This is a genomic window from Hymenobacter sp. DG25B (assembly GCF_000801315.1).
Lineage (GTDB): Bacteria > Bacteroidota > Bacteroidia > Cytophagales > Hymenobacteraceae > Hymenobacter.
This window is the reverse complement of the sequence record NZ_CP010055.1, coordinates 12,083-33,554: the sequence shown is the minus strand read 5'-3', so window position 1 is coordinate 33,554 and position 21,472 is coordinate 12,083. Positions and strand designations below refer to the sequence as shown.

Genomic DNA, 21,472 nt, shown 5'->3' with positions numbered 1-21,472 from the left:
CGTTTTGACGCTAACACAATCCATTGTTTAAAGCAAACAACGTGTTAACCAGATAGACGCTTTTTCCGAACAGCCCGGCTCTTTCACTTTCTAATTCCCATCCATTAGATCATGATTCCATCACTACGTGTCAGCTTATTTGGAATGGCTGGTTTGCTCGCCCTGACAAGTTGCAACCAGTCCTCGCCCACTGAGCAGTCAACCAAAAAAACCACCCAAACGATGGCTGATACTTCCCAGGCGGCCGCCAGCACGGTAAGCGCTGCGCCTAAGTCTGCTCCTTTCGGCAAAACCCAGGATGGCCAGGAGGTTCAACTCTACACTTTAACCAACGCGCACGGGGTGCAGGTAAGCATTACTAACTACGGCGGCATCATCACAAGCCTGCTCGTACCCGATAAAGATGGTAAGCTGGGCGACGTGGTGCTGGGTTTCGACAACGTGAGTGGCTACCAGAGCCCGGCATACTTGAAGGCCGGGCCGTATTTCGGCGCCCTCATCGGCCGCTACGGCAACCGCATTGCGCAGGGCAAATTCACGCTGGATGGCAAGGCGTACTCGCTGGCTCAGAACAACGGCGCAAACACGCTGCACGGGGGTAAGCAAGGCTTCGATAAAGTCCTCTGGCAGGCTCAGCCAGGCTCTTCGGCCGATGGCCAGACGCTGCAGCTCACTTACCTGAGCAAGGACGGCGAGGAAGGCTACCCTGGCAATCTGACCGTGACGGTGGTCTACACCCTGACCCCCGATGATGCGCTGAAGATTGATTACACGGCCACTACGGATAAAGCCACTCCCGTCAACCTGACCAACCACGCCTACTTCAACCTGGGCAGCGGAAAGGATATCCTGGGCCATGTGGTGACGATTCCCGCCGACCGCTACACGGTAGTGGACGCCGGATTGATTCCGACCGGGGAGCTGCGTGCGGTTAAGGGCACGCCCTTTGATTTCACCACGCCCCACGCCATTGGCGAGCGGATTGGGCAGGTACCTGGTGGCTACGACCACAACTGGGTACTAAACGAGACGACCGGGATGCATGCCGCTGCCACAGTCTACGAGCCCACCTCGGGCCGGACGATGGAGGTGCGCACCACCGAGCCGGGCCTCCAATTCTACACCGGCAACTTCCTGGATGGTACGCTCAAGGGAAAAGGCGGTAAAGTGTACGGCCAGCACGCGGGCTTCTGCCTGGAAACCCAGCACTTCCCCGACTCGCCCAACCAACCCAAGTTCCCCAGCACCATTCTCAAGCCGGGCCAGACGCTGCAGTCCTCCACGACCTATCAGTTCGGCTTGCGCAAGTAGCCCGACCCCGCAATTTCCGCTTACACTCTTTACCCTTTTCGCTGTGCAAACACCCGACTCAGCATCTTCCTCCGCGGAAGCTTACGTTATCGGCATCGACTACGGCACTGATTCGGTGCGCGCTCTGCTGGTAAATGCCCGCACCGGCGCCGAAGTAGCCCAGGCTGTGCATAACTACGCCCGCTGGAAAACCCAGCGTTACTGCAACGCTGCCAAAAATCAGTTTCGCCAGCACCCGTTAGATCATATTGAAGGGCTGGAAGCCACGGTGCGCCGGGTTGCGCAGCAAGTCCCGGCGGAGCAGATTGTAGGGCTGGCCATTGATACCACCGGCTCCACGCCGGGGCCCGTCAATGAGCAGGGCGTGGCTTTGGCCCTTACCCCGGGCTTCGAGGAAAACCCGAATGCCATGTTCGTGCTCTGGAAAGACCATACCAGTCTGGCCGAAGCAGCCGAAATCAACCACAAAGCCAAAACCTGGGGCGGCGAGGACTTCACGCAGTTTGAAGGCGGCATATACTCCTCGGAGTGGTTCTGGGCAAAGATTATGCACGTAACCCGGGAGGATGCGGCCGTTGCCAAAGCAGCCTATTCCTGGATGGAACACTGCGACTGGCTGACCCTGCTCCTCACGGGCGGCGACCTGGCTACTTTTAAGCGCAGCCGCTGCGCCGCCGGCCACAAAGCCATGTGGCACGAGAGCTGGGGTGGTCTGCCCTCGGAAGAGTTTTTAACATTACTGGAGCCTCAGCTTGGTGGCCTGCGCCAGCGCCTGTTCGAGGAAACGTATACCGCCAATGAGGTAGCCGGCACCCTATCAGAGGAATGGGCCCGGCGCCTGGGGCTGACCACCAAGACGGTGGTAGCAGTGGGTACTTTCGATGCCCACGCCGGTGCAATTGCGGGAGAAATCGAGCCCTACTCCATGGTGAAGGTGATGGGCACCTCTACCTGCGACATTGTGGTGGCTCCCATGAAGGAAGTGGGCGGCAAGCTGGTTCCCGGTATTTGCGGCCAGGTAAATGGCTCGGTCATCCCGGGCATGCTGGGCCTGGAAGCCGGGCAGTCGGCGGTAGGTGATTTGCTGGCCTGGTTCCGCCAGGTGATTGAGTGGCCCCTGCGCACCCTGCTGCCTCTTTCAGCTAACCTGACCGCTGAACAGCAGGCGGCACTAGAGGCCGAGATGAGCGACAGGCTGTTCACCGAGCTGACCAAAGCGGCCGCAGCCGTAAACCCCGAGGAGTCGGCGGTGCTGGCCCTGGACTGGGTAAATGGCCGCCGCACGCCCGACGCCAACCAGGCCCTGAAAGGTGCTATCATGAACCTGACGATGGGCACCAGCGCCCCGCATATTTTCCGGGCCCTGGTAGAGTCTATCTGCTATGGCTCCAGGCAGATTGTGGAGCGCTTCGAGCAGGAAGGTATTCCCATCAAGCAGGTAATCGGGCTGGGCGGGGTAGCCAAGAAATCCAGCTTCCTGATGCAGACGCTGGCCGACGTGCTGAACCGCCCTATCAAGGTGGCAGAATCGGACCAGGCCCCGGCGCTGGGCTCGGCCATGTACGCCGCAGTAGCCGCTGGTATTCACCCGGATGTGCTCACGGCCCAACGCGTGATGGGTAGCGGCTTTGCCGAAACCTACACGCCCAACCCCGCCCGGGTAGCAGATTACCAGCGCCGCTACGAGCAGTATCAGGCCTTTGGAAGCTATGTAGAGCAGGCAACTCTGCAGCACGCTGGAGAAGTAGTCGCAACCGAAATGGCTGTTTAGTTATGAGTGATTTTCAAGCCCTAAAGCAAACCTGCTACGAGGCGAATATGCAGCTACCCGAGTTGGGCCTGGTGCTCTTCACCTTCGGCAACGCCAGCGTGGCAGACCGCGAACAGCAGGTGTTTGCCATTAAGCCCAGCGGGGTTCCCTACGCAGCGCTGCGGCCGGATGATATCGTTATCGTGGACTTCGCCAACAACATCGTGGAAGGCAGCAAGCGTCCTTCTTCCGATACCAAAACCCACGCGGTGCTCTACAGCCATTGGGAGCATATCGGCGGCATTGTGCACACGCATTCTACCTATGCCACGGCCTGGGCCCAGGCGCAGCTGGATATCCCGGTTCTGGGAACCACCCACGCCGACCACCTGACCGCCGACGTGCCCTGCGCCCCGCCCATGGACGATGCCATGATTGCCGGCGACTACGAGCACCAGACGGGCTGGCAGATCATCAATGAGTTTCAGCGTCGCGGGCTCTCCCCCGAGGAAGTGGAAATGGTGCTGCTTAGCAACCACGCGCCCTTTACCTGGGGTAAAACCGTGGAGAAAGCCGTGTACCACAGCGCAGTGCTGGAAGAGGTAGCCCGCATGGCCTACCTCAGCTGCACCCTGCGGCCCGACGTGCCCCGCCTGAAGGAAGCGCTGATTCAGAAGCACTACGAGCGCAAGCACGGCGCCAACTCCTACTACGGACAAAGCTCCTAAGCCTCTCATTTGCTAGCCGGTGTAAGCTTCAAAAGTCAGCCGCCTGCAACAGTAATCAATTATAACACAACGCCAGCGAAATGCTGTGGACAGCTTCGCCAGACGTTCTTTTTGCCTTTTCTCCCATGATCGACATTTCTCAGTACGAAGTTTGGTTTATCACCGGCAGCCAGCACCTCTACGGCCCGGAAACTCTGGAGCAGGTTGCTCAGCACTCCCAGCAGATTGCCACGGCCCTGGGCCAGGCCCTGCCGGTTACGGTCGTATATAAGCCCGTATTAACCGGCCCCGATGGCATTACCAAGCTGGTGCAGGAAGCCAATACCACCGCTAACTGCGTGGGACTGGTGGCCTGGATGCATACCTTCTCGCCGGCCAAAATGTGGATTAACGGCCTGAAGATTCTGCAGAAGCCCCTGGCCCACCTGCACACCCAGTTCAACCGCGACATTCCGTGGGGTGATATCGACATGGACTTTATGAACACCAACCAATCGGCGCACGGCGACCGGGAGTTTGGGTTCATTGGGGCCCGCCTGCGCCTCAAGCGCAAGGTGGTGGTAGGCCATTGGCAGAGTGCTGCTGTGCAGGAGCGCCTGAGCATCTGGGCCCGCGCGGCCTGCGCCTGGGCCGACTGGCAGGGGGCGCGCATCGTGCGCTTCGGCGACAACATGCGCTACGTAGCGGTGACGGAAGGTGACAAGGTGGAAGCCGAGCTGAAGTTTGGCTACTCGGTGAATACCTACGGCATCGGTGACCTGGTAGCAGTTATCAACGAAGTAAGCGAGGAGCAGGTAAATGAGCTCCTGGCCACCTACGAGCGGGAATATGAGCTGGGCGAGTCACTCAAGAGCGGTGGCAGCCAGCGCCAGTCGCTGTTTGAGGCCGCCAAAATTGAGGTGGGCATGCGCAGGTTCCTGCAGGACAACAAGGCTATTGGCTTTACCGATACTTTCGAGGATCTGCACGGCATGGCGCAGCTGCCCGGCATAGCCACCCAGCGCCTGATGGCGGAGGGCTACGGCTTTGGCGGCGAGGGTGACTGGAAAACCTCTGCGCTGGTGCGCGCCATGAAAGTGATGGGCGCCGGCCTGCCCGGCGGCAACTCCTTTATGGAAGACTATACCTACCACTTCCAGCCCGGCAACGAGCAGGTACTGGGCTCGCACATGCTGGAAATCTGCCCGAGTATTGCCGAAGGTAAAGCTAAGGTCGAAGTCCATCCCCTGGGTATTGGGGGCAAAGCCGACCCCGCCCGCCTGGTATTCAACTGCCCCGCCGGCCCGGCGCTGAATGCTACCATCGTCGACCTGGGTCACCGCTTCCGGCTGGTGGTAAACGAGGTGGAAGCCGTTGCGCCGGAGCAGGATTTGCCGAAGCTGCCCGTAGCCCGGGTGCTGTGGAAAGTAAAGCCCGATCTGAGCACGGGGGCCGCCGCCTGGATTCTGGCCGGCGGCGCCCACCACACGGGCTACAGCCAGAACCTGACGGCCGAGTATTTGGAGGATTTCGCGGAAATGGCTGGCATAGAGTACCTCATCATTGATGATGAAACCAAGCTGCGGGCTTTCAAAAACGAGCTGCGCTACAACGAAATAGCCTTCAGCCAGCGGTAGGCAGAAGCCCGGAGAAGTCCCCACGTTGCATTCTGCTTTTTTCCGAAGTATGACTATTCTTTCAAATCAGACTTCTCCCCGTATCTTTTTCCACGCTATTCCTTCTGTCTTCCCACCCTTCGCATGAAAAATGCCTTTAACACGCTGGACCTAGCGGTTTTTCTCTTTTACCTGATTGGCGTATCCGCCTACGGCTTCTACGTCTACAAGCGCAAGCAGAAGGCGCAGATGGACACCAAGGACTACTTCCTGGCCGAAGGCTCCCTGACCTGGTGGGCTATTGGCGCCTCCATGATTGCCTCCAATATCTCGGCCGAGCAGTTCATCGGCATGTCCGGCAACGGGTTTCAGGTGGGCATTGCGGTAGCGGCCTACGAGTGGGTAGCGGCCATTGTGCTCATCATTGTGGCCGTGTTCTTTATGCCCATTTACCTCAAGCAGAAGATCTACACCATGCCCCAGTTTCTGGAACAGCGCTACAACGCGGCCCTGAGCCTGATCATGAGTATTTTCTGGTTGTTCCTGTATGTGCTGGTCAACCTGACATCCATCCTCTACCTCGGGGCGCTGGCCATCAGCAACCTGATTGGCGGGGGCGAAAGCTTCCACCTGATTATGGTGGCCCTGGCCGTGTTTGCCCTCATCATTACCCTGGGTGGGATGAAGGTGGTGGGCTACACCGATGTCATTCAGGTAACGGTGCTCATCATTGGGGGCTTGGCCACTACCTACCTGGCCCTGACGCTGGTCAGTGAGAAATTTGGGCTGGGTCACGATGCCCTGGCGGGTTTCAACGCCATGATGCATGATGCCGGGGACCACTTCCATATGGTCTTTGAGAAGCCCACCGCCACCACGCCCCAGGTCGATATCAATAAATACCTGATGGTGCCCGGCATTGCCATGTACGCCGCCGGCCAGTGGATTGTAAACCTGAACTACTGGGGCTGCAACCAGTACATCACCCAGCGCGCGCTGGGCGCCGACCTGAAGACGGCCCGTACCGGTATCCTGTTTGCCGGTTTCCTGAAGCTGCTCATGCCCGTGATTGTGATGCTGCCCGGTATTGCGGCTTACGTGCTGCACAAGAATGGCTCTTTGCAGCCGGAAATGAGCTCGACGGGCGCCTTCAACGCCGACAACGCCTACTCGGCCATCCTCACGTTCCTGCCCAATGGTCTGAAAGGGCTGTCTTTAGCGGCCCTCACGGCGGCCATCGTGGCCTCCCTGGCCGGCAAGGCCAACTCCATTTCCACCATTTTTACCCTGGACATCTACAAGCGCTACCTGCACCCCGAGTCGGATGAGAAGAAACTGGTGTGGGTGGGTAGGCTGACGGTTTTCGCGGCCATGTTCCTGGCCATTCTGCTGACCTGGAAGGACCTGCTGGGCATTGGCGGCGAAGGGGGCTTCACCTACATTCAGAAGTACACGGGCTTCATCTCCCCTGGTATTGTGGCCGTGTTTATTCTGGGCCTGTTCTGGAAGCGCACCACGGCGCAGGCGGGCATTGCCGGTATCCTGTCGGGCTTTGTGCTGTCAGTATTCTTCAACAACTACGCGCCGGCCATTTTTGGCCATGAAACCTGGTTCTACACGGCTTTCCCCAATGGGCGCGGTGGTTATGAAATCCCCTTCCTGATCTGCATGGGCCTTTCCTTTGCCTTCACCTTTGTACTGATGGTGGGCATGAGCCTGGCCGGGCCGGTTGTGAACCCCCGTTCCATCCACGTGGATGCGCGCATGTTCAAGGTAAGTCCGCCCACGATGTCGATGATTGTCGTGACGCTGCTGATGATAACGGCTCTGTACGTGAAGTTCTGGTAGCAGAAAGGAGGGCGGAGCTGTTCCGCCCTCCTTTTGCCTGCCGTACACAATCGGTTGTGTTGAAATACTACCGGGCAAAGCATGGATAGTGAATGGATTAGCTTAAAAGAGTGTGCGTGAAAAAAGGTGGGTAAAAAGAGCGGGTGCTAACTGCTGGGCGGTAGAACTAGAGGTAAGGGACTAGGACTACATGCTGGGCGCAGTTCTGCCCCCGCTCTTTCCTTTCCGCAACTGCTGCAACTGTCTAAGACTTCTGATGATGCGAAGCTTCCATTCCCGACTGCTGCTATGGGTCCTGGCCCTGGCTGGCGCCGCCTGTACGCCAAGGGTTATTCCGGCCGGCCCTGCTGCCAGGCCGGCCGACTTTCATCAGTGGGCCCCTACCCCGCCCATGGGCTGGAACAGCTGGGACTGCTACGGGCCCACCGTGACGGAAGCCGAGGTGAAGGCCAACGCCGACTACATGGCCCGGCACCTGAGGCCGGCTGGCTGGGAGTATGTGGTGGTGGACATCCGCTGGTACGTTGGCAATGACACGGCCCACGGCTACAACGAAAAAGACCCCGATTTTTCTATTGATGCCAACGGACGCTTTATTCCGGCCGTCAACCGGTTTCCCTCCGCGGCCGGCGGGAAGGGCTTTGGGCCCCTGGCCGACTACCTGCACGCCCAGGGCCTGAAGTTTGGGATTCATATTATGCGCGGGGTGCCCGTCGTAGCCGTGCAGCGCAAACTGCTCATCCTGGGTAGCACCGCCACGGCCGCTGATATCTACTCTCCGGAAGGACAGGCCGGCTGGCTGCATGATATGTACACCGTGGTGGCGGGCCGGCCCGGCGCCCAGGAGTACTACAACTCGATATTCCAACTGTATGCTTCCTGGGGCGTGGATTTAGTGAAGGTGGATGATCTGTCTTCCCCGTATCATAAAGGCGAAGTAGAAATGATCCGGCGGGCCATTGACCTCACGGGCCGTAAAATTGTGCTCAGCACCTCCCCCGGCGAAACGCCCGTTGCCGAGGCCCGGCACGTGCAGGCACACGCCAATATGTGGCGTACCGTGGGTGATTTCTGGGACAGCTGGGAGCAGCTGAAAGAGCATTTTGAAGTGTGCAACCGCTGGGCACCCTACATCCAACCCGGCGCTTTCCCCGATGCCGATATGCTTCCACTGGGCCGCCTAGGCATTCGGGCAGAGCGCGGCAATGACCGGATGAGCCGCTTCACTCAGGATGAGCAATACACGCTGATGAGCTTGTGGAGCATCTTCCGTTCGCCGCTAATGTTTGGCGGGGATTTGCCGAGTAATGATGCCTTTACCCTGTCGCTGCTTACCAATAAGGAAGTACTGGCCGTAAACCGCAACAGCACCAATAACCGGCAGCTTTTTCGCCGCGATAACCTCATTGCCTGGACGGCCGACGACCCGGCTACCGGAGACAAGTTCCTGGCCTTATTTAATGCCCAGGATCAGGAGCTGGCCCCGGCCAGTGAAGCCGTATGGGCCAGTGATGTCATCACCCGCCAGACGCCCGGCCAAAGTCAGAAAGTGGACATCGATATTGCCGGCGCCACCAAACTGTACCTGAATGTGCGGGACGGCGGCGATGATATAGCCTGGGACCACGCCAACTGGCTTAACCCCGTGCTGCGGAATGCCAGCAGCACGGTTTCGCTGACCACCATCCCCTGGAAAGCGGCCTCCGCCGGTTGGGGTCAGACCACGGTAAACAAAAGCGTGTCGGGTGCCGGGCTGCAAGTAGCCGGTAAGGCTTTCGCACTAGGCATTGGCACGCACGCCAACTCCATGATTGAGTTTGACCTGCCTTCGGGCTTCACCCACTTTCAGGCCCTGGCCGGGCTCGACAATGCCGGGGCGGCGCAGAACACCGGTGGCACCCTGCAGTTTCTGGTGTTCACCAAAAACCCCTACCGGCCCATGCCCGCCGACTCCGCCCGCATAGCGGTGTCCCTGACCCAGTTGGGACTGCAGGGGCCGTGCTTGGTGAAAGACCTCTGGACGGGCAAAAGCCAGACCCTTACGACTTATGAGTTTGCACCCTACGTGCGCCGACACGGGGGCCGTCTGTACCGGATTTCCAAGCTTAAAAGCCAGTAAGCCAGCCCATATATGATAAAAAACAGCCTTTTGATTCTGCTGCTGGGTGTAGTGGTTTTCTTGGCCGCCTGCCAGAAAGAAAAATCCAGTCCCGGGCCAACCCCTACATCTCCGAGCGTGGTGTACCGCAACCCCATCATCAAGGACAAGTTCACCGCCGACCCGGCAGCTTTAGTACATAACGGCACCGTGTACCTGTACGCCGGCCACGACGAGGCGCCCGTGTCCCAGGAGCAGTACATCATGAACGAGTGGCTGTGCTATTCTTCCACGGATATGGTGACTTGGACCGAGCACCCCGTGCCGTTGCGGGTAACGGATTTTACCTGGGCCCGGGCTGACGCCTGGGCTTCCCAGGTAGTGGAGCGCAACGGCAAGTTCTATTGGTACGCCACCGTTGACCACGCCACTATTCCGGGTAAAAGCATCGGGGTGGCCGTATCCGACAGCCCGACGGGGCCTTTCAAAGATGCCCGGGGCTCGGCTCTCATTACCAATGATATGACCCAGGCGGTGAACAGCTTTTTCGATGACATTGACCCGACCGTATTCATCGACGACTCCAGGCAGGCCTACCTATACTGGGGCAACACCGCCTGCTACTACGCCCGCCTCAAGGAAAACATGACCGAGCTGGACGGCCCCATCCAAACCATTAGCTTACCGGCTTTCACCGAGGCACCCTGGGTGCATAAGCGGGGCGAGTGGTACTATCTGTCTTACGCCACCGGCTTTCCGGAGCGCATAGCCTACGCCATGAGCCGCAGTCCTGAAGGCCCCTGGGAATACCAGGGAATTCTGAATGAGCTGCCGGTGAACTCCAATACCAATCACCAGGCCATTATCGAGTTTAAAGGCAAATGGTACTCCATCTATCATAACGGTGCCATCAGCCCCAACGGGGGCTCTTTTCGGCGTTCCGTGAGCGTGGATTACCTGAACTATAATACGGACCACACCCTTCAGAAAGTGGTGATGACCAGTAAGGGCGTGGAGCCGGCTTTGTAAGGCCGGGTTGCCGCCCGCCATTTCTCACCGAGCTAAAAACAGCATGATGAAAGCGTTTTTTCCTTCCCTGCTAGTTGCCGGGCTACTTAGCCTGCCGGCGGCCGCTCAGTCCGTGCAACGGTCAGACTACCCTATTCAGGGCGTGTCGTTTACCAAGGTAAAGCTGGCCGACAACTTCTGGCTTCCCCGCCTTAAAACCAACACTGAGGTAACCATTCCGGCTTCGTTTCAGCGCTGCGAGGCGACCAACCGGGTCAAGAATTTTGAGATGGCAGCGGCCCGCTCGGGAAAGTTTGCCACCATCTTTCCCTTCGATGATACTGACATCTATAAGACCATTGAAGGGGCCTCCTACTCCCTGAGGCTCTACCCCGATGAAAAGCTGGACGGCTACATCGATGAGCTCATCAAAAAAGTAGGCGCGGCCCAGGAGCCCGATGGCTACCTGTACACCGCCCGCACCATTGACCCTGCGCATCCGCACCCCTGGTCGGGCCCGGAGCGCTGGGTAAATGAACGGGAAATGAGTCATGAGCTTTATAACTCCGGTCATTTGTATGAGTCGGCGGTAGCCCACTATGAGGCTACCGGCAAGAAAAGCCTGCTCACCATTGCCCTGAAGAATGCTGACCTCGTCTGCTCAGTTTTTGGACCCGGCAAACGGGGTGTAGCACCCGGGCACGAAATTGTGGAAATGGGTCTGGTGAAGCTATACCGAGTAACGGGCAAACCGGAGTACCTGAGCACAGCTAAGTTCTTCCTGGAGGAGCGCGGCAAGTTCAAAGGCTACGACTCCAAGAGCCAGGACCCCTTCCGAAATGGTTCCTACTGGCAGGATAACAAGCCGGTAGTAGACCAAAAGGAAGCCGAAGGGCACGCCGTGCGCGCCGAATATCTGTACTCGGCAATGGCCGATGTGGCGGCCCTGACCGGTGACCGGAAAATGCTGGCGGCTGTGGATACCATTTGGAATAACATGGTAGGCAAGAAAATGTATGTAACGGGCGGCACCGGCGCCGTGCCCGGCGGGGAAAGGTTTGGCGGAAATTATGAACTGCCCAACACCACCGCCTATAATGAAACCTGCGCTTCCGTAGCCAATGTGTACTGGAACCAGCGCATGTTCCTGCTGCATGGCGACTCCCGCTATATAGATGTGCTGGAGAAAGTGCTCTACAATGGTCTGATTTCGGGGGTGGGCCTGGATGGCAAATCCTTCTTTTACAGCAATGCCATGCAGATAAAGAACAGCGCCGGCTTCCCGCAGACAGAGCCCGCCCGGGCCGGCTGGTTCGACTGCAGTTGCTGCCCCACCAACCTGGCCCGCCTTATGCCTTCCCTGCCCGGGTATGTGTATGCACAGAAAGGCAGCGACGTGTACGCCAACCTGTTTATTAGCGGCACTACAGATCTGAAGGTGAATAAAAAGGCGGTGCGCATTACCCAACAAAACAACTACCCCTGGCAGGGAAACCTGAAATTCACCGTCAACCCGGCCTCCGTGACTGAGTTTAACCTACTGATCCGAATTCCCGGCTGGGCCCGCAACGAAGCCATCCCCTCCGACCTGTACCAGTTTGCTTCGCCGGACGGGCCAAAAGTAACCCTCAGCGTTAATGGCAAGCCCGTACCCTATACCACCCGTAACTGCTACGCCGTGCTAGCCCGCCAGTGGCATAAGAATGATGTGGTTGAGGTAAACCTCCCAATGGAAGTGCGCCAGGTGGTAGCCAACCCCAATGTGCAGGATAACCTGGGTAAAGTAGCGCTGCAGCGGGGCCCGGTGGTGTATTGCGCGGAGTGGAAAGACAACGGCGGCAAGGCCAGCAACATCATCGTCCCGGCCGCTACTTCCTTCACCAGCACGTACCGGCCCGAGGTGCTGAACGGAATTATGCAGCTGACTGCTGTCGTGCCCGTGGTGTTGATAGATGCCGCAAATAATTCCATCAGCACTACCCGCCAGACCATGACTGCCATTCCCTACTATGCCTGGGCCAACCGCGGCAAGGGAGAAATGACCGTGTGGTTCCCCCAGCAGCTTACCGATGTGGACCTTATATCCCGCGAGGCGAAGCAAACAACGGTGGGCAAGTAGGGGTATTTCAGGGACCCGATCCCTTCAACCCGCGGTCAGCGGGCGGCCGGGCTCAGGGCAACGTGAGCGAAATCAGGCGCTTGGTAGCACTGGAATCGGCCTTTGGTTCGCCCCTACCCCATAATTCCCACTGATTCCAGGCTCCGCTGCCTTTGCTCCAGGGCCGGTATGCTAAGTACAGCAGCTGCAGTATGAACGTCACGGAAGGGGTCTGGATCTTTTACACCCGCTTGGATGCGACCGGCAATATCCCCGCACTCAACAGCTGTACGTTCTCCGGCTAGCTCACGGAGCCCGACCTCCTAGTACCACCCCCGGATCCTCGATGGCCCGGCGACTCGTTGGCCCGCGAGCAACGATACCAAGCGGCCCTGACGGAGCAACGAGTGCTGTTCCTGCAGCACTGGCTCACCGAATACCCGCTCTTAAGGGCCTATCGGCGGCACCCGCCGGCGCCGAAGCCTCCCTCAGCGGGCACCTGGGCAGCTTGGCTGGCCCTGGGCGTGTCTTTGCTCGCCCTGTTGCTCGTGCTCTTTCCGAAAAAGGCAGACTCCTCTCCCGGGAGGACCGGATAGAAACCAGCCATACCCAGGTCATTCCCTTACCAGGGGATAGGTTTTGCTTCGGAAACTTTATCGGAACCTATCAGGGCTGTCGAACGCTGCGTACTATCCTTTTGCGTTGCCCTCCACTAGCGGCTTAGCCTTCCGGCGCTAGTCGGTAACTCGTGCTGCGTCCGCCGGCGCTCTCCTTTACCAGAATGCCCTTGGCGATCAGGTCGGCGATGTCGCGGCCGGCTGTGTCCTGGGAGCACCGGGCCATACGCGCCCACTTGGAAGTAGTCAACTTGCCCTCGAAGCCGTCGAGCAGCCGCCGCACCAGCCGCTGCTGTCGCTCCGTCAACGGGATGAGGCGATGCTGCTCCCAGAACCGGGCTTTGGCCAAGACCTGCGCCAGCGTCTGCTCGGCCCTAGTCAGCGCCCGGCCCAGGCACTGCAAAAACCAGGTCAGCCAGGGCGTCAGGTCCAGCGAGCCGCGCTGGCTGGTTTCCAGCAGGTCGTAGTACGTCTGACGCTCGGCTTGAATCTGTGCCGACATGCTGTAGCCCCGCTGGGCAGTGCCGTCGGCCCGGGCCAGCTGCAGATCGGCGATGGCCCGGGCTATGCGCCCGTTGCCGTCGTCGAAGGGGTGAATGGTCACAAACCAGAAGTGAGCCACGGCGGCTTTTAGTACGGGGTCCAGGTCGAGCGGGGCGTTGAACCAGGCGAGAAATTGCTGCATCTGGGCGGGTAGTACGTCGGCCGGTGGCGCCTCATAGTGCACGCGCGCTCGTCCCATCGGCCCGGAGACCACCTGCATGGGCCCCGTGCGCCAGCCTCCCACGTGCACCGCATACAGTCCGCTGTACCCCGTGGGAAACAGCGCCTGATGCCAGGCAAAGAGGCGCTCTTCCGTCAAGGGTGCCGCCGCTTGCTGGGTGGCGTCGAGCATCAGGGCCACGACGCCTTCCACCCGGCGATCTGCGGGCGGCAGTCCTCCCTGCTCTAATCCCAGACGGTAGGCGATCGAAGAGCGCACCGACGCCGGCGGTAATACTTCGCCTTCGATTTCACTGGACTTCAGAACCTCCAGCGTGAGCGTTTGGAGTGTGGCCTCGGCTTGGAGGTCCAATCCGAGCCCGTCGAGCCGCCCAAGCAAGCGTCCCTGCTGGTGACGCACTTCTCCCAGCAGGCTTTCTAAGGCCGCCGGCTGCCAGGTGAACTGCGGCCAATCCGGCAGATGATGAATATAAGGCACTATTCTCCGCATCATATGCGGTAAATATAGCCACTATTCTCCGCAACTGATTCTGGGATCCTTTATGGGGCGAGCTGCGCTTAGGAGTAACCTCCCGTGATCTGGAGCGTCTAGGGTCGGATAAGTAAACTTTATCGGAACCTATCTACTCGATTGTCACGGCTACTCTAGGAGCGTTCCAGAAAGGAGCCGCTCCCCCTTGGCCTTGCTTTCACCCGCTTCTCCCTTCGCGGTGCATAGTGCCACGTGGCTGCCGACCCTGAGTCGGCGGGTACTGGGCTGCCGGGAAAGTCTCCTGGCGACAAGCCCTCCCCGGAACTGGGTACCTCACCGGCCACCCGTCGCCACCGCGAGCGCCCATGCGGTCGCTCTGCCAGGAAGCGGTCCGTCCGATAGGCATAGAAGCCCAGCTCGGTTAGTTTCCCCCTTTTCTCCGCTCTTCGAATACATTCCCGTCACTGACGTAGAGCTTGATGAGCGAGTAAGCGCCTTTGCTGTCTTTCACAAATTCGACATGCGCATTGTCATCCAGCACAAACCGATGAACGGCAATCGGCTTTAATTCGGTTACCAGATTGCCCGCCTCTACATTTTTACAGAGCAGCTTGTTACCGGCCAGGTAAATGGTGAGCGGACCATACGTGCCCGTATACGGCTGCAGTCGGCTCACCGGCACGGGGGGAATCGGATGCTGGGCAGCCAACTCCTCCAGCAAATAGTCCGCTTGCCGTTTTTCCTGCGCGCTCGGCGCCAATTGGCGTTGGGCGCGCAACGCCAGTTCCCGGGCCTTATCCAATGCCTGCCTAGCTTCGACTTTTACGTCCGGGACGACCCCAGTACCCTCCCAGTCCGTGTGGGTGACCGGGTTCAGCGACCGGGCAAAGGGGATGGAAACCACGAACCCCTGCCCTACCGACACCGGCTTCGTTGGGTGTGCACCGCCTCCCGTGGTTTCGCCCACCACAATGGCCCGTTTGGCCTGCTGCAGGGCGTAGGCGAAGTCTTCGGCCCCGGAGAACGTGTGGTGGCTGGTCAGAATATAGATCGGCATTGACAAAGTAAACGGAACCTTCGCCGGATCCGCGTAGAACACCGTCGTATCGTTGGTTGACTGGTTAATCAGGTCATTCATGTGCATCTTTTCCTGGAAAAAGTAGCTTTCTAACAGATTCACCATTTCCGGGCTGCCGCCCATGTTTTCGCGCAGATCCATGACGAGGGCATTGGTATGGGCTAAAAACTGCAGGGCCGCGCTGATGGTCGGCTGCGCCCCGGCCAGGTCCGGCACAAAGCCCGTAAAGGGGAAGTAACCAATATTGCCGGGCAGCACCTCTACTTTTTTGAAGAGGTAGTTGTTCGCTTTCCAGTACTTTTTAGCTTGCCCCATTTCTTCCGCGGTCGGCTGTGGGCTCACCCGACTATTGTGCGCTAGCGCCGGATTGTACTCGACAAACAGATGCGGGTCGCGATGAGCTGCTTGTAGGTCCGCCTGCAATTGCTTCACCAGGGCTTTGGGATGATTAACCAGCGCGGCGTAGGCCTTCTTTTTGGCTTGTGCTTGCACATACGCGGCCATGCGCTGGGCTTCTTCGGGAAACACGTAGTGCTGGTTCAGGCGCAGGGTCAGCGAATCCATCAACTGGAGGATGTTCACCGGAGGGGTTCCGGCGCTTTGCGCCCGACAAACAGAGGGAACGGCCAAAGCCAACAGCGTGAGCAGGGCCAACAGCGGGGAAGGTTTCATAGGTGGTTTTAGGGGGAGGGAGTAGAACCACCTGGCGAGCGGCAAGGTGTACGAAGTATTTCGTAGGTGCAATCATACGAAACATTTCGTAGTAATGCGCTGGTGGATCCGATCAGCGAAAAAAATAGTTATTGGGGTAGGCACTTCCCGGGCCGCGGTTCACTTTGCCCCCAAAGGCGCAGCGGCAGGCCGGGTCTAACGCCAGGGCCCAGCTGGCGTCGGGAAGCGGGTCGTCAGCCCCCACTGTCACTTCGTTTCAACCAGCGTTTAAGAAAGGTGACACGGGACTAAATCCAATGGAAACTCCTATTGACCGAGTGTTTTATAAGCGTTATCAGCGGGCTGGAGGAAGTATAGAATCGGACTAGGCAGCAGAGCAACCGTGGCGGAGGGCGTCCAACAGGGGAGCGACCTAGCTAGATGAATCCCTAATTGTTGCCTACTGCTATTGAAAAAGGCCATCTGCAGAAGGGACCCGACGACGCTATATGCCCGGCTTCCGGGGGAGCATTCCCCTTCCTATCGGGAAGGAAAGCTACTTTCGCGGCGTACCTTTATTCCTTTCACCAGGTCTCTAACGTGTTTGCTCGAACTAGCTTTGGTTTTTTCTTAGCCTTTGTCCTGCTTTCCATTTTCCCGGGAACCGGGTGGGCGGCCGCTCCGCCCCGTCCGCTCGCCCGGGTGACCAACGACAGTCTGCGGCGCCCCGTCGCTTATCACTTCCTCCTGACCAGCTTACCGGCCCATACACCCAGCGATGCGGCCCTCTACCTGGTCGGGTCATTCAACCACTGGCAGCCGGCCGAGGCCCGCTACCGGTTCCGTCGGCAGGCTAATGGCCTGTATGGCCTCACGCTGTGCACGGCGCAGCCCCGGCTCGAATACAAAGTCTCGCGCGGGAGTTGGGCCACCATTGAAGGAAGCGGGCACGGGCAGGTGCGGGCCAACCGCGTGGCTACACGCCAGCAGGCCCAGGCCGGCCCCGTAGAAGTGCGCGTGCAAAGCTGGGAAGACCTAAGCGGTACCTTCCAATTCTACTCGCTCTACGACCTGCTGCTCCTTTTTTCGTGTTTTCAGGGGGTATTGCTCCTAATTGCCATTCCCAGCATTCAGCAGGCCAACCGGAAGGCCAATCGCTGGCTGTTGTGGCTGCTGGGGTTGGGAGCCGGTTGTACCCTGCTCACAGTGATCAGCAGTGACCGGGCGGTGGCCAACGCTTACCCGCAGCTGACGCTGGTGCCGGACTTTATCTGGTTTCTCTACGGGCCACTGTTTTATGGCTACATCCGCCGGTTGCTCTTCCATGAGGCTCCGCCGCAGCGGCAGTGGCTGTATTTTCTGCCCGCAGCATTGCAGCTGCTCGCTTACCTGCCGTACTTTCTGCTTGACAGCTACGAGTTTCAGCTGCGGCTGATCAGTCATGAGACCGGGTTGCGGGCCGTGCTGTTGGTCACGGGACTAGTGGCACTGCTGGTGAACGCGGCCTACTGGGTGGCCTGCCGCCGGGTTATCCGGGCCTACACTCAGCAGTACGAGGCGAGCGTGTCCTACGCCCAGAACCTGCGCTACCTGTCCACGGTGCTAGGCATTCAGGCAGTGTGCCTAATCTTATGGAGCTTTCTGTTTGGCCTTGTCCTGGTCAGCCACTGGGCCGCGTTCGACGTCTATACGCTGGCGGCCCGCACCCAGGCGCTAATCTGGCTGGCGTTTTCTACGCTGCCCTATTTCTTGGGGTACGTCGTGTTGCATCAGCCTGAAATCTTCCGGCTGGTACCGGCCCCCGTTGCCTCTATTCCGCACCAGGCCCCGGCAGAGACAGCCGCGCTTTCAGAACCGGCGCTGCTGCCGGCTACGCCGCGCCCGGCCCGCCCCTTAAAGATGCTTGACCTCCCCGCCGTGCAGGCCACGGTGACCGGCTTCATGCAGCAGCACAAACCCTACCGCAACCCTAGCCTGACGCTGCACGAGCTGGCTACGGGGCTACAACTCCCCCCGCACGTGCTGTCCAAAGTCATCAATGAGGGCTTCGGTCAAAACTTCTTTGACTTCATCAATGCCTACCGAGTAGCGGAAGTCAAGCAGCTCATGGGCGCCCCGCAGGCCCGGCAGTATACGCTGCTGGCCTTGGCCGAGGAGGTGGGCTTTAACTCCAAAACGGCCTTCAACCGCGCTTTTAAAAAGCACACCGATCAAACACCGCGCGAGTATTTCAGCGGCATCCGCGAGGAGTAGCAACCCCTTGGCGGCGGGGGTAGACCGCATGGCCCTTGCCGGCCTACCGTCATACGATCGGAAGCTTTGGGCCCCGATCCCGCTTCCTTGTTGCTGAAGGGGCCACCGCTTACGTACCACTTTCGGAAAGGCGGACCAGCTTGCTGCGGAAGTAAATAACTTATAGACAGGTGTTTGATATACCGCCGAAAAGATAAGGGGGCGGCTTTACAAAGTGGGGCGTAGCCCGAAAAGCGGGGGACTACGTTTGCCAGCCCCCACAGTAAGGCTTCGGTCTGCCGGGGGAAGCCATGTTTCTCCCACCCAGCGGCCGCTAGCGCCGCGCAGCTTTTCCCCGCTTATGTCATTTGCCAAACTGCTCCTTGTGCTGCTGTCCTTCACCGCCAGTTGCCTTGCTGCCACCGCTTCCTCCCTTGTCGCCGGGTCATCCAACCCGCCTATTACCCGTATCGACCCCACGTTCTGGTGGGTGGGCATGAAAAACCCCAAACTGCAATTGCTGGTGCATGGCCCTGGCATTGCCGGCAGCCAGGTAACGCTCAGCCAATACCCCGGCGTGACGCTGGAAGGCTTCCAGAAGCTGGAGAGCCCCAACTACCTGCTGGTGAATCTCACCATCAGCCCCGAGGCCAAGCCCGGCAAGCTGAAGCTGGCGTTCAAAGGCGCCAAAAAGACCCAGTACGAATATGAGCTGCGCGCCCGCACGACGCCCAGCGACAAGTCCAAAGTACAGGGCATCACCAGCGCCGACTTCATTTACCTGCTCATGCCCGACCGATTTGCCAACGGCGACCCAAAGAACGACGTGGTGAAGGGCAACCGCGCCCCCGGCGTAGCCCGCGACTCCATGTACGCCCGCCACGGCGGTGACCTAAAAGGCATTGAGCAGCACTTTGATTACCTCAAGGAGCTGGGCGTGACGGCCATCTGGCCCACCCCGGTGGTCGACAACAACATGCCCAAGGCCGGCTACCACGGCTACGCTCTCACCGATTATTACGCCATCGACCCGCACTACGGCAGCAATGAGGGCTACGTGCGTTTCGTGCAGCGCGCCCACCAGCAGGGTTTGAAAGTAATTCATGATGTAGTGCTCAACCACATCGGGAGCAACAACTACCTGTTCCTGGACCAGCCGGCCAAAGACTGGTTTCACCAGTGGCCCACCTTCACGCGGGGCAACTACCGCAACGGGACCGTGAACGACCCGCACGTGGCGCAGCTGGACCGCCAGCTGTTCAGCAACACGTGGTTTGACACCACCATGCCCGATCCGGCCCAGGAAAACCCGCTGGTAGCGACATATTTGATCCAGAATTTCCTGTGGTGGGTGGAATACACCGGCGTGGACGGCTACCGCGTGGATACCTATACCTACTCTGACCCAACATTTTTGATGCAGTGGGGCCAGGCTATCCTGGAGGAGTACCCGCAGTTGGGCATGTTTGGTGAAACCTGGATGCAGGAGGCCGAGGGCGTCGCGCAGCAGGCGTTCTGGACCCGCAACGTGTTTCCACCCGTGAACGGCTTTAAAAGCAACCTGCCCGGGGCCATTGACTTTGAGCTGCGCTATGCGCTGTTGGAAGGCCTGACCAAACCGGCCGGTTTCGCTGAAGGCATCGCCAAGCTCTACTACGCGGTGCAGGGTGACTGGATGTACGAAGATGCCAGCCGCAACGTCATTTTTCTGGACAACCACGACGTGGACCGGGTATTTTCGGTGCTGGGGGAGGACGTGCGCAAGCAGAAAATGGCCCTGGCCTGGCTGCTCACCGAGCGCGGCATTCCGCAGCTGTACTACGGCACCGAGGTGCTCATGAAGAACTTCAGCCGCCCCGACGGGCTGCTGCGGTCTGACTTCCCCGGCGGCTGGCCCAGCGACCCACAGAATGCCTTCACGGCCGCCGGCCGCACCCCCGCTCAGCAGGACGTGCATGCGTACGTGCGCCAGTTGGCCAACTACCGCAAAACCCACCCGGTGCTGCACACTGGGCAGCTCACGCATTTCGTGCCGGAGGATGGCGTGTATACGTACTTCCGGCACAATGCCCAGGGGCAGAGCGTCATGGTCATGCTGAACTGCAACCCGGCCGCAAAATCGGTACCCCTGACCCGCTTTGCCGAACAGTTAAAAGGCTACACCTCTGCACAGGACGTGCTGACGGATACCGTCGTGCCTAACCTGCAAACTGCCCAGGTGCCGGCCTACACCGCCTTGGTGTGGGAGCTCCGCTAAGCCGGGCCGTTGGCGCCTGGGTTGCTTGTATTGATTCTTGACTCCGTCCGATGGTACGCACGCTCATTCTGGGAGGTACCACCTTCGACCATATTGTGACCCTGCCCGAGCTGCCGGCTCCACGTCCGCAGACCCTTCACCAGGCACCTTTTCACGAAGGCACCGGCTCAACCGGCGCCGGAAAAGCACTGGCGCTGACCAAGCTGGGACAACCGACCACCCTGTATTCGGCGGTGGGCGACGATGCCTATGGCCGCCACATCAGGGATGACCTTCTGGCGCAGGGGGTAACGGCCCACTACGTCCTGGACCCGGCCGGCACCGAGCGGCACGTCAACCTGATGGATGCCCAAGGACAGCGCATTTCCCTGTTTATTACGCAGGCCTCACCCACGTTGCCGGTCGATTACGCCGAGGTAACGGCCCTTATCCAGGCCAGTGAGTGCCTGGTAGTGAACATCATCAGCTACTGCCAGTTGCTGCTTCCGCTGCTGCGCGGCTACCCCCACCCTATCTGGACCGACCTGCACGACTACGACGACCATAACCCCTACCACCAGCCCTTCATTGACGCCGCCGAGTACATTCACCTCAGCTCCGACAACCTGCCCGACTACCGCCCGGTCATGCAGCAGCTGCGGGCCGCGGGAAAGCGCCTGGTGGTATGTACCCACGGCGCGCGGGGGCCACGCTGCTCACCGCCGCGGGCCAGTGGCTGGAGCAGGCAGCCGTGCCCGCTGCTACGGTAGTGGATAGTAACGGGGCCGGCGACAACTTTTTAGCGGGCTTCCTGTACGGCTTTTTGCGCCAGGAGCCGGCGCAAAAATGCCTGCAGTACGGCGCCTTGTGCGGCAGCTGGTGCGTGGGGGTGCAGGGCCTGGTAGACCCGCAGCTAAGCAACCACCGGCTGGAGGAGGCCTGGCAGGAGCGATTTGGCCCCTACGAGGTCAGGTAGTTTGCGAAGAGCTGAGTCGAATGGTTTATCCTAATTGGATTAACAACATCC

General features: G+C 59.4%; 14 protein-coding genes. 12 read left to right on the top strand and 2 right to left on the bottom strand.

The features are described from left to right. Positions 1-222: 222 nt before the first annotated feature. From PK28_RS16770 to PK28_RS16735, 8 genes are all read left to right on the top strand, one after another. Positions 223-1,311, top strand: a complete 1,089-nt coding sequence (locus PK28_RS16770) for an aldose epimerase family protein (RefSeq protein WP_156126490.1) — start codon at positions 223-225, stop codon at positions 1,309-1,311. Between the two features lie 43 nt (positions 1,312-1,354). Beyond that, positions 1,355-3,082, top strand: a complete 1,728-nt coding sequence (locus PK28_RS16765; RefSeq protein ID WP_044517618.1) for a ribulokinase — start codon at positions 1,355-1,357, stop codon at positions 3,080-3,082. A gap of 2 nt (positions 3,083-3,084) precedes the next feature. Beyond that, positions 3,085-3,789 carry an L-ribulose-5-phosphate 4-epimerase gene (locus PK28_RS16760; RefSeq protein WP_044517615.1) on the top strand — a complete coding sequence of 235 codons (705 nt, stop codon included), beginning with the start codon at positions 3,085-3,087 and terminating at the stop codon, positions 3,787-3,789. Between the two features lie 125 nt (positions 3,790-3,914). Beyond that, on the top strand, positions 3,915-5,405 hold the full coding sequence (gene araA / locus PK28_RS16755; RefSeq protein ID WP_044517612.1) for an L-arabinose isomerase: 1,491 nt from the start codon (positions 3,915-3,917) through the stop codon (positions 5,403-5,405). Positions 5,406-5,528: 123 nt separating this feature from the next. Beyond that, a complete protein-coding gene (locus PK28_RS16750) occupies positions 5,529-7,232 on the top strand; it encodes a sodium:solute symporter family transporter (RefSeq protein ID WP_044517608.1) in 1,704 nt (567 codons plus the stop codon). Between the two features lie 256 nt (positions 7,233-7,488). Further along, on the top strand, positions 7,489-9,351 hold the full coding sequence (locus tag PK28_RS19750) for an NPCBM/NEW2 domain-containing protein (RefSeq protein ID WP_065814180.1): 1,863 nt from the start codon (positions 7,489-7,491) through the stop codon (positions 9,349-9,351). Between the two features lie 12 nt (positions 9,352-9,363). After that, complete coding sequence (locus PK28_RS16740) at positions 9,364-10,359, top strand: glycoside hydrolase family 43 protein (RefSeq protein WP_052430609.1); 996 nt, start codon at positions 9,364-9,366, stop codon at positions 10,357-10,359. 43 nt (positions 10,360-10,402) lie between these two features. Beyond that, positions 10,403-12,457: a glycoside hydrolase family 127 protein gene (locus PK28_RS16735; RefSeq protein ID WP_052430608.1), complete on the top strand. Its 2,055-nt coding sequence runs from the start codon at positions 10,403-10,405 to the stop codon at positions 12,455-12,457. Positions 12,458-13,156: 699 nt separating this feature from the next. Here PK28_RS16735 and PK28_RS16730 read toward each other — a convergent pair. Continuing rightward, on the bottom strand, positions 13,157-14,266 hold the full coding sequence (locus PK28_RS16730) for a Fic family protein (RefSeq protein ID WP_197070529.1): 1,110 nt from the start codon (positions 14,264-14,266) through the stop codon (positions 13,157-13,159). Positions 14,267-14,669: 403 nt separating this feature from the next. Beyond that, positions 14,670-15,998 (bottom strand): S41 family peptidase, encoded by a 1,329-nt coding sequence (locus tag PK28_RS16725; RefSeq protein ID WP_048826493.1) that lies wholly within the window; start codon positions 15,996-15,998, stop codon positions 14,670-14,672. A gap of 681 nt (positions 15,999-16,679) precedes the next feature. Here PK28_RS16725 and PK28_RS16720 point away from each other — a divergent pair. From PK28_RS16720 to PK28_RS20205, 4 genes are all read left to right on the top strand, one after another. Beyond that, positions 16,680-18,230, top strand: coding sequence for a helix-turn-helix domain-containing protein (locus PK28_RS16720; protein WP_044517593.1), 1,551 nt, complete (start codon positions 16,680-16,682; stop codon positions 18,228-18,230). A gap of 340 nt (positions 18,231-18,570) precedes the next feature. Further along, positions 18,571-20,466: a glycoside hydrolase family 13 protein gene (locus PK28_RS16715; RefSeq protein ID WP_044517591.1), complete on the top strand. Its 1,896-nt coding sequence runs from the start codon at positions 18,571-18,573 to the stop codon at positions 20,464-20,466. Between the two features lie 50 nt (positions 20,467-20,516). Beyond that, a complete protein-coding gene (locus tag PK28_RS16710; RefSeq protein ID WP_048826492.1) occupies positions 20,517-21,215 on the top strand; it encodes a carbohydrate kinase family protein in 699 nt (232 codons plus the stop codon). Continuing rightward, a complete protein-coding gene (locus tag PK28_RS20205) occupies positions 21,197-21,421 on the top strand; it encodes a PfkB family carbohydrate kinase (protein WP_048826491.1) in 225 nt (74 codons plus the stop codon). The genes PK28_RS16710 and PK28_RS20205 overlap by 19 nt, the downstream gene beginning before the upstream one ends. Positions 21,422-21,472: the final 51 nt, after the last annotated feature.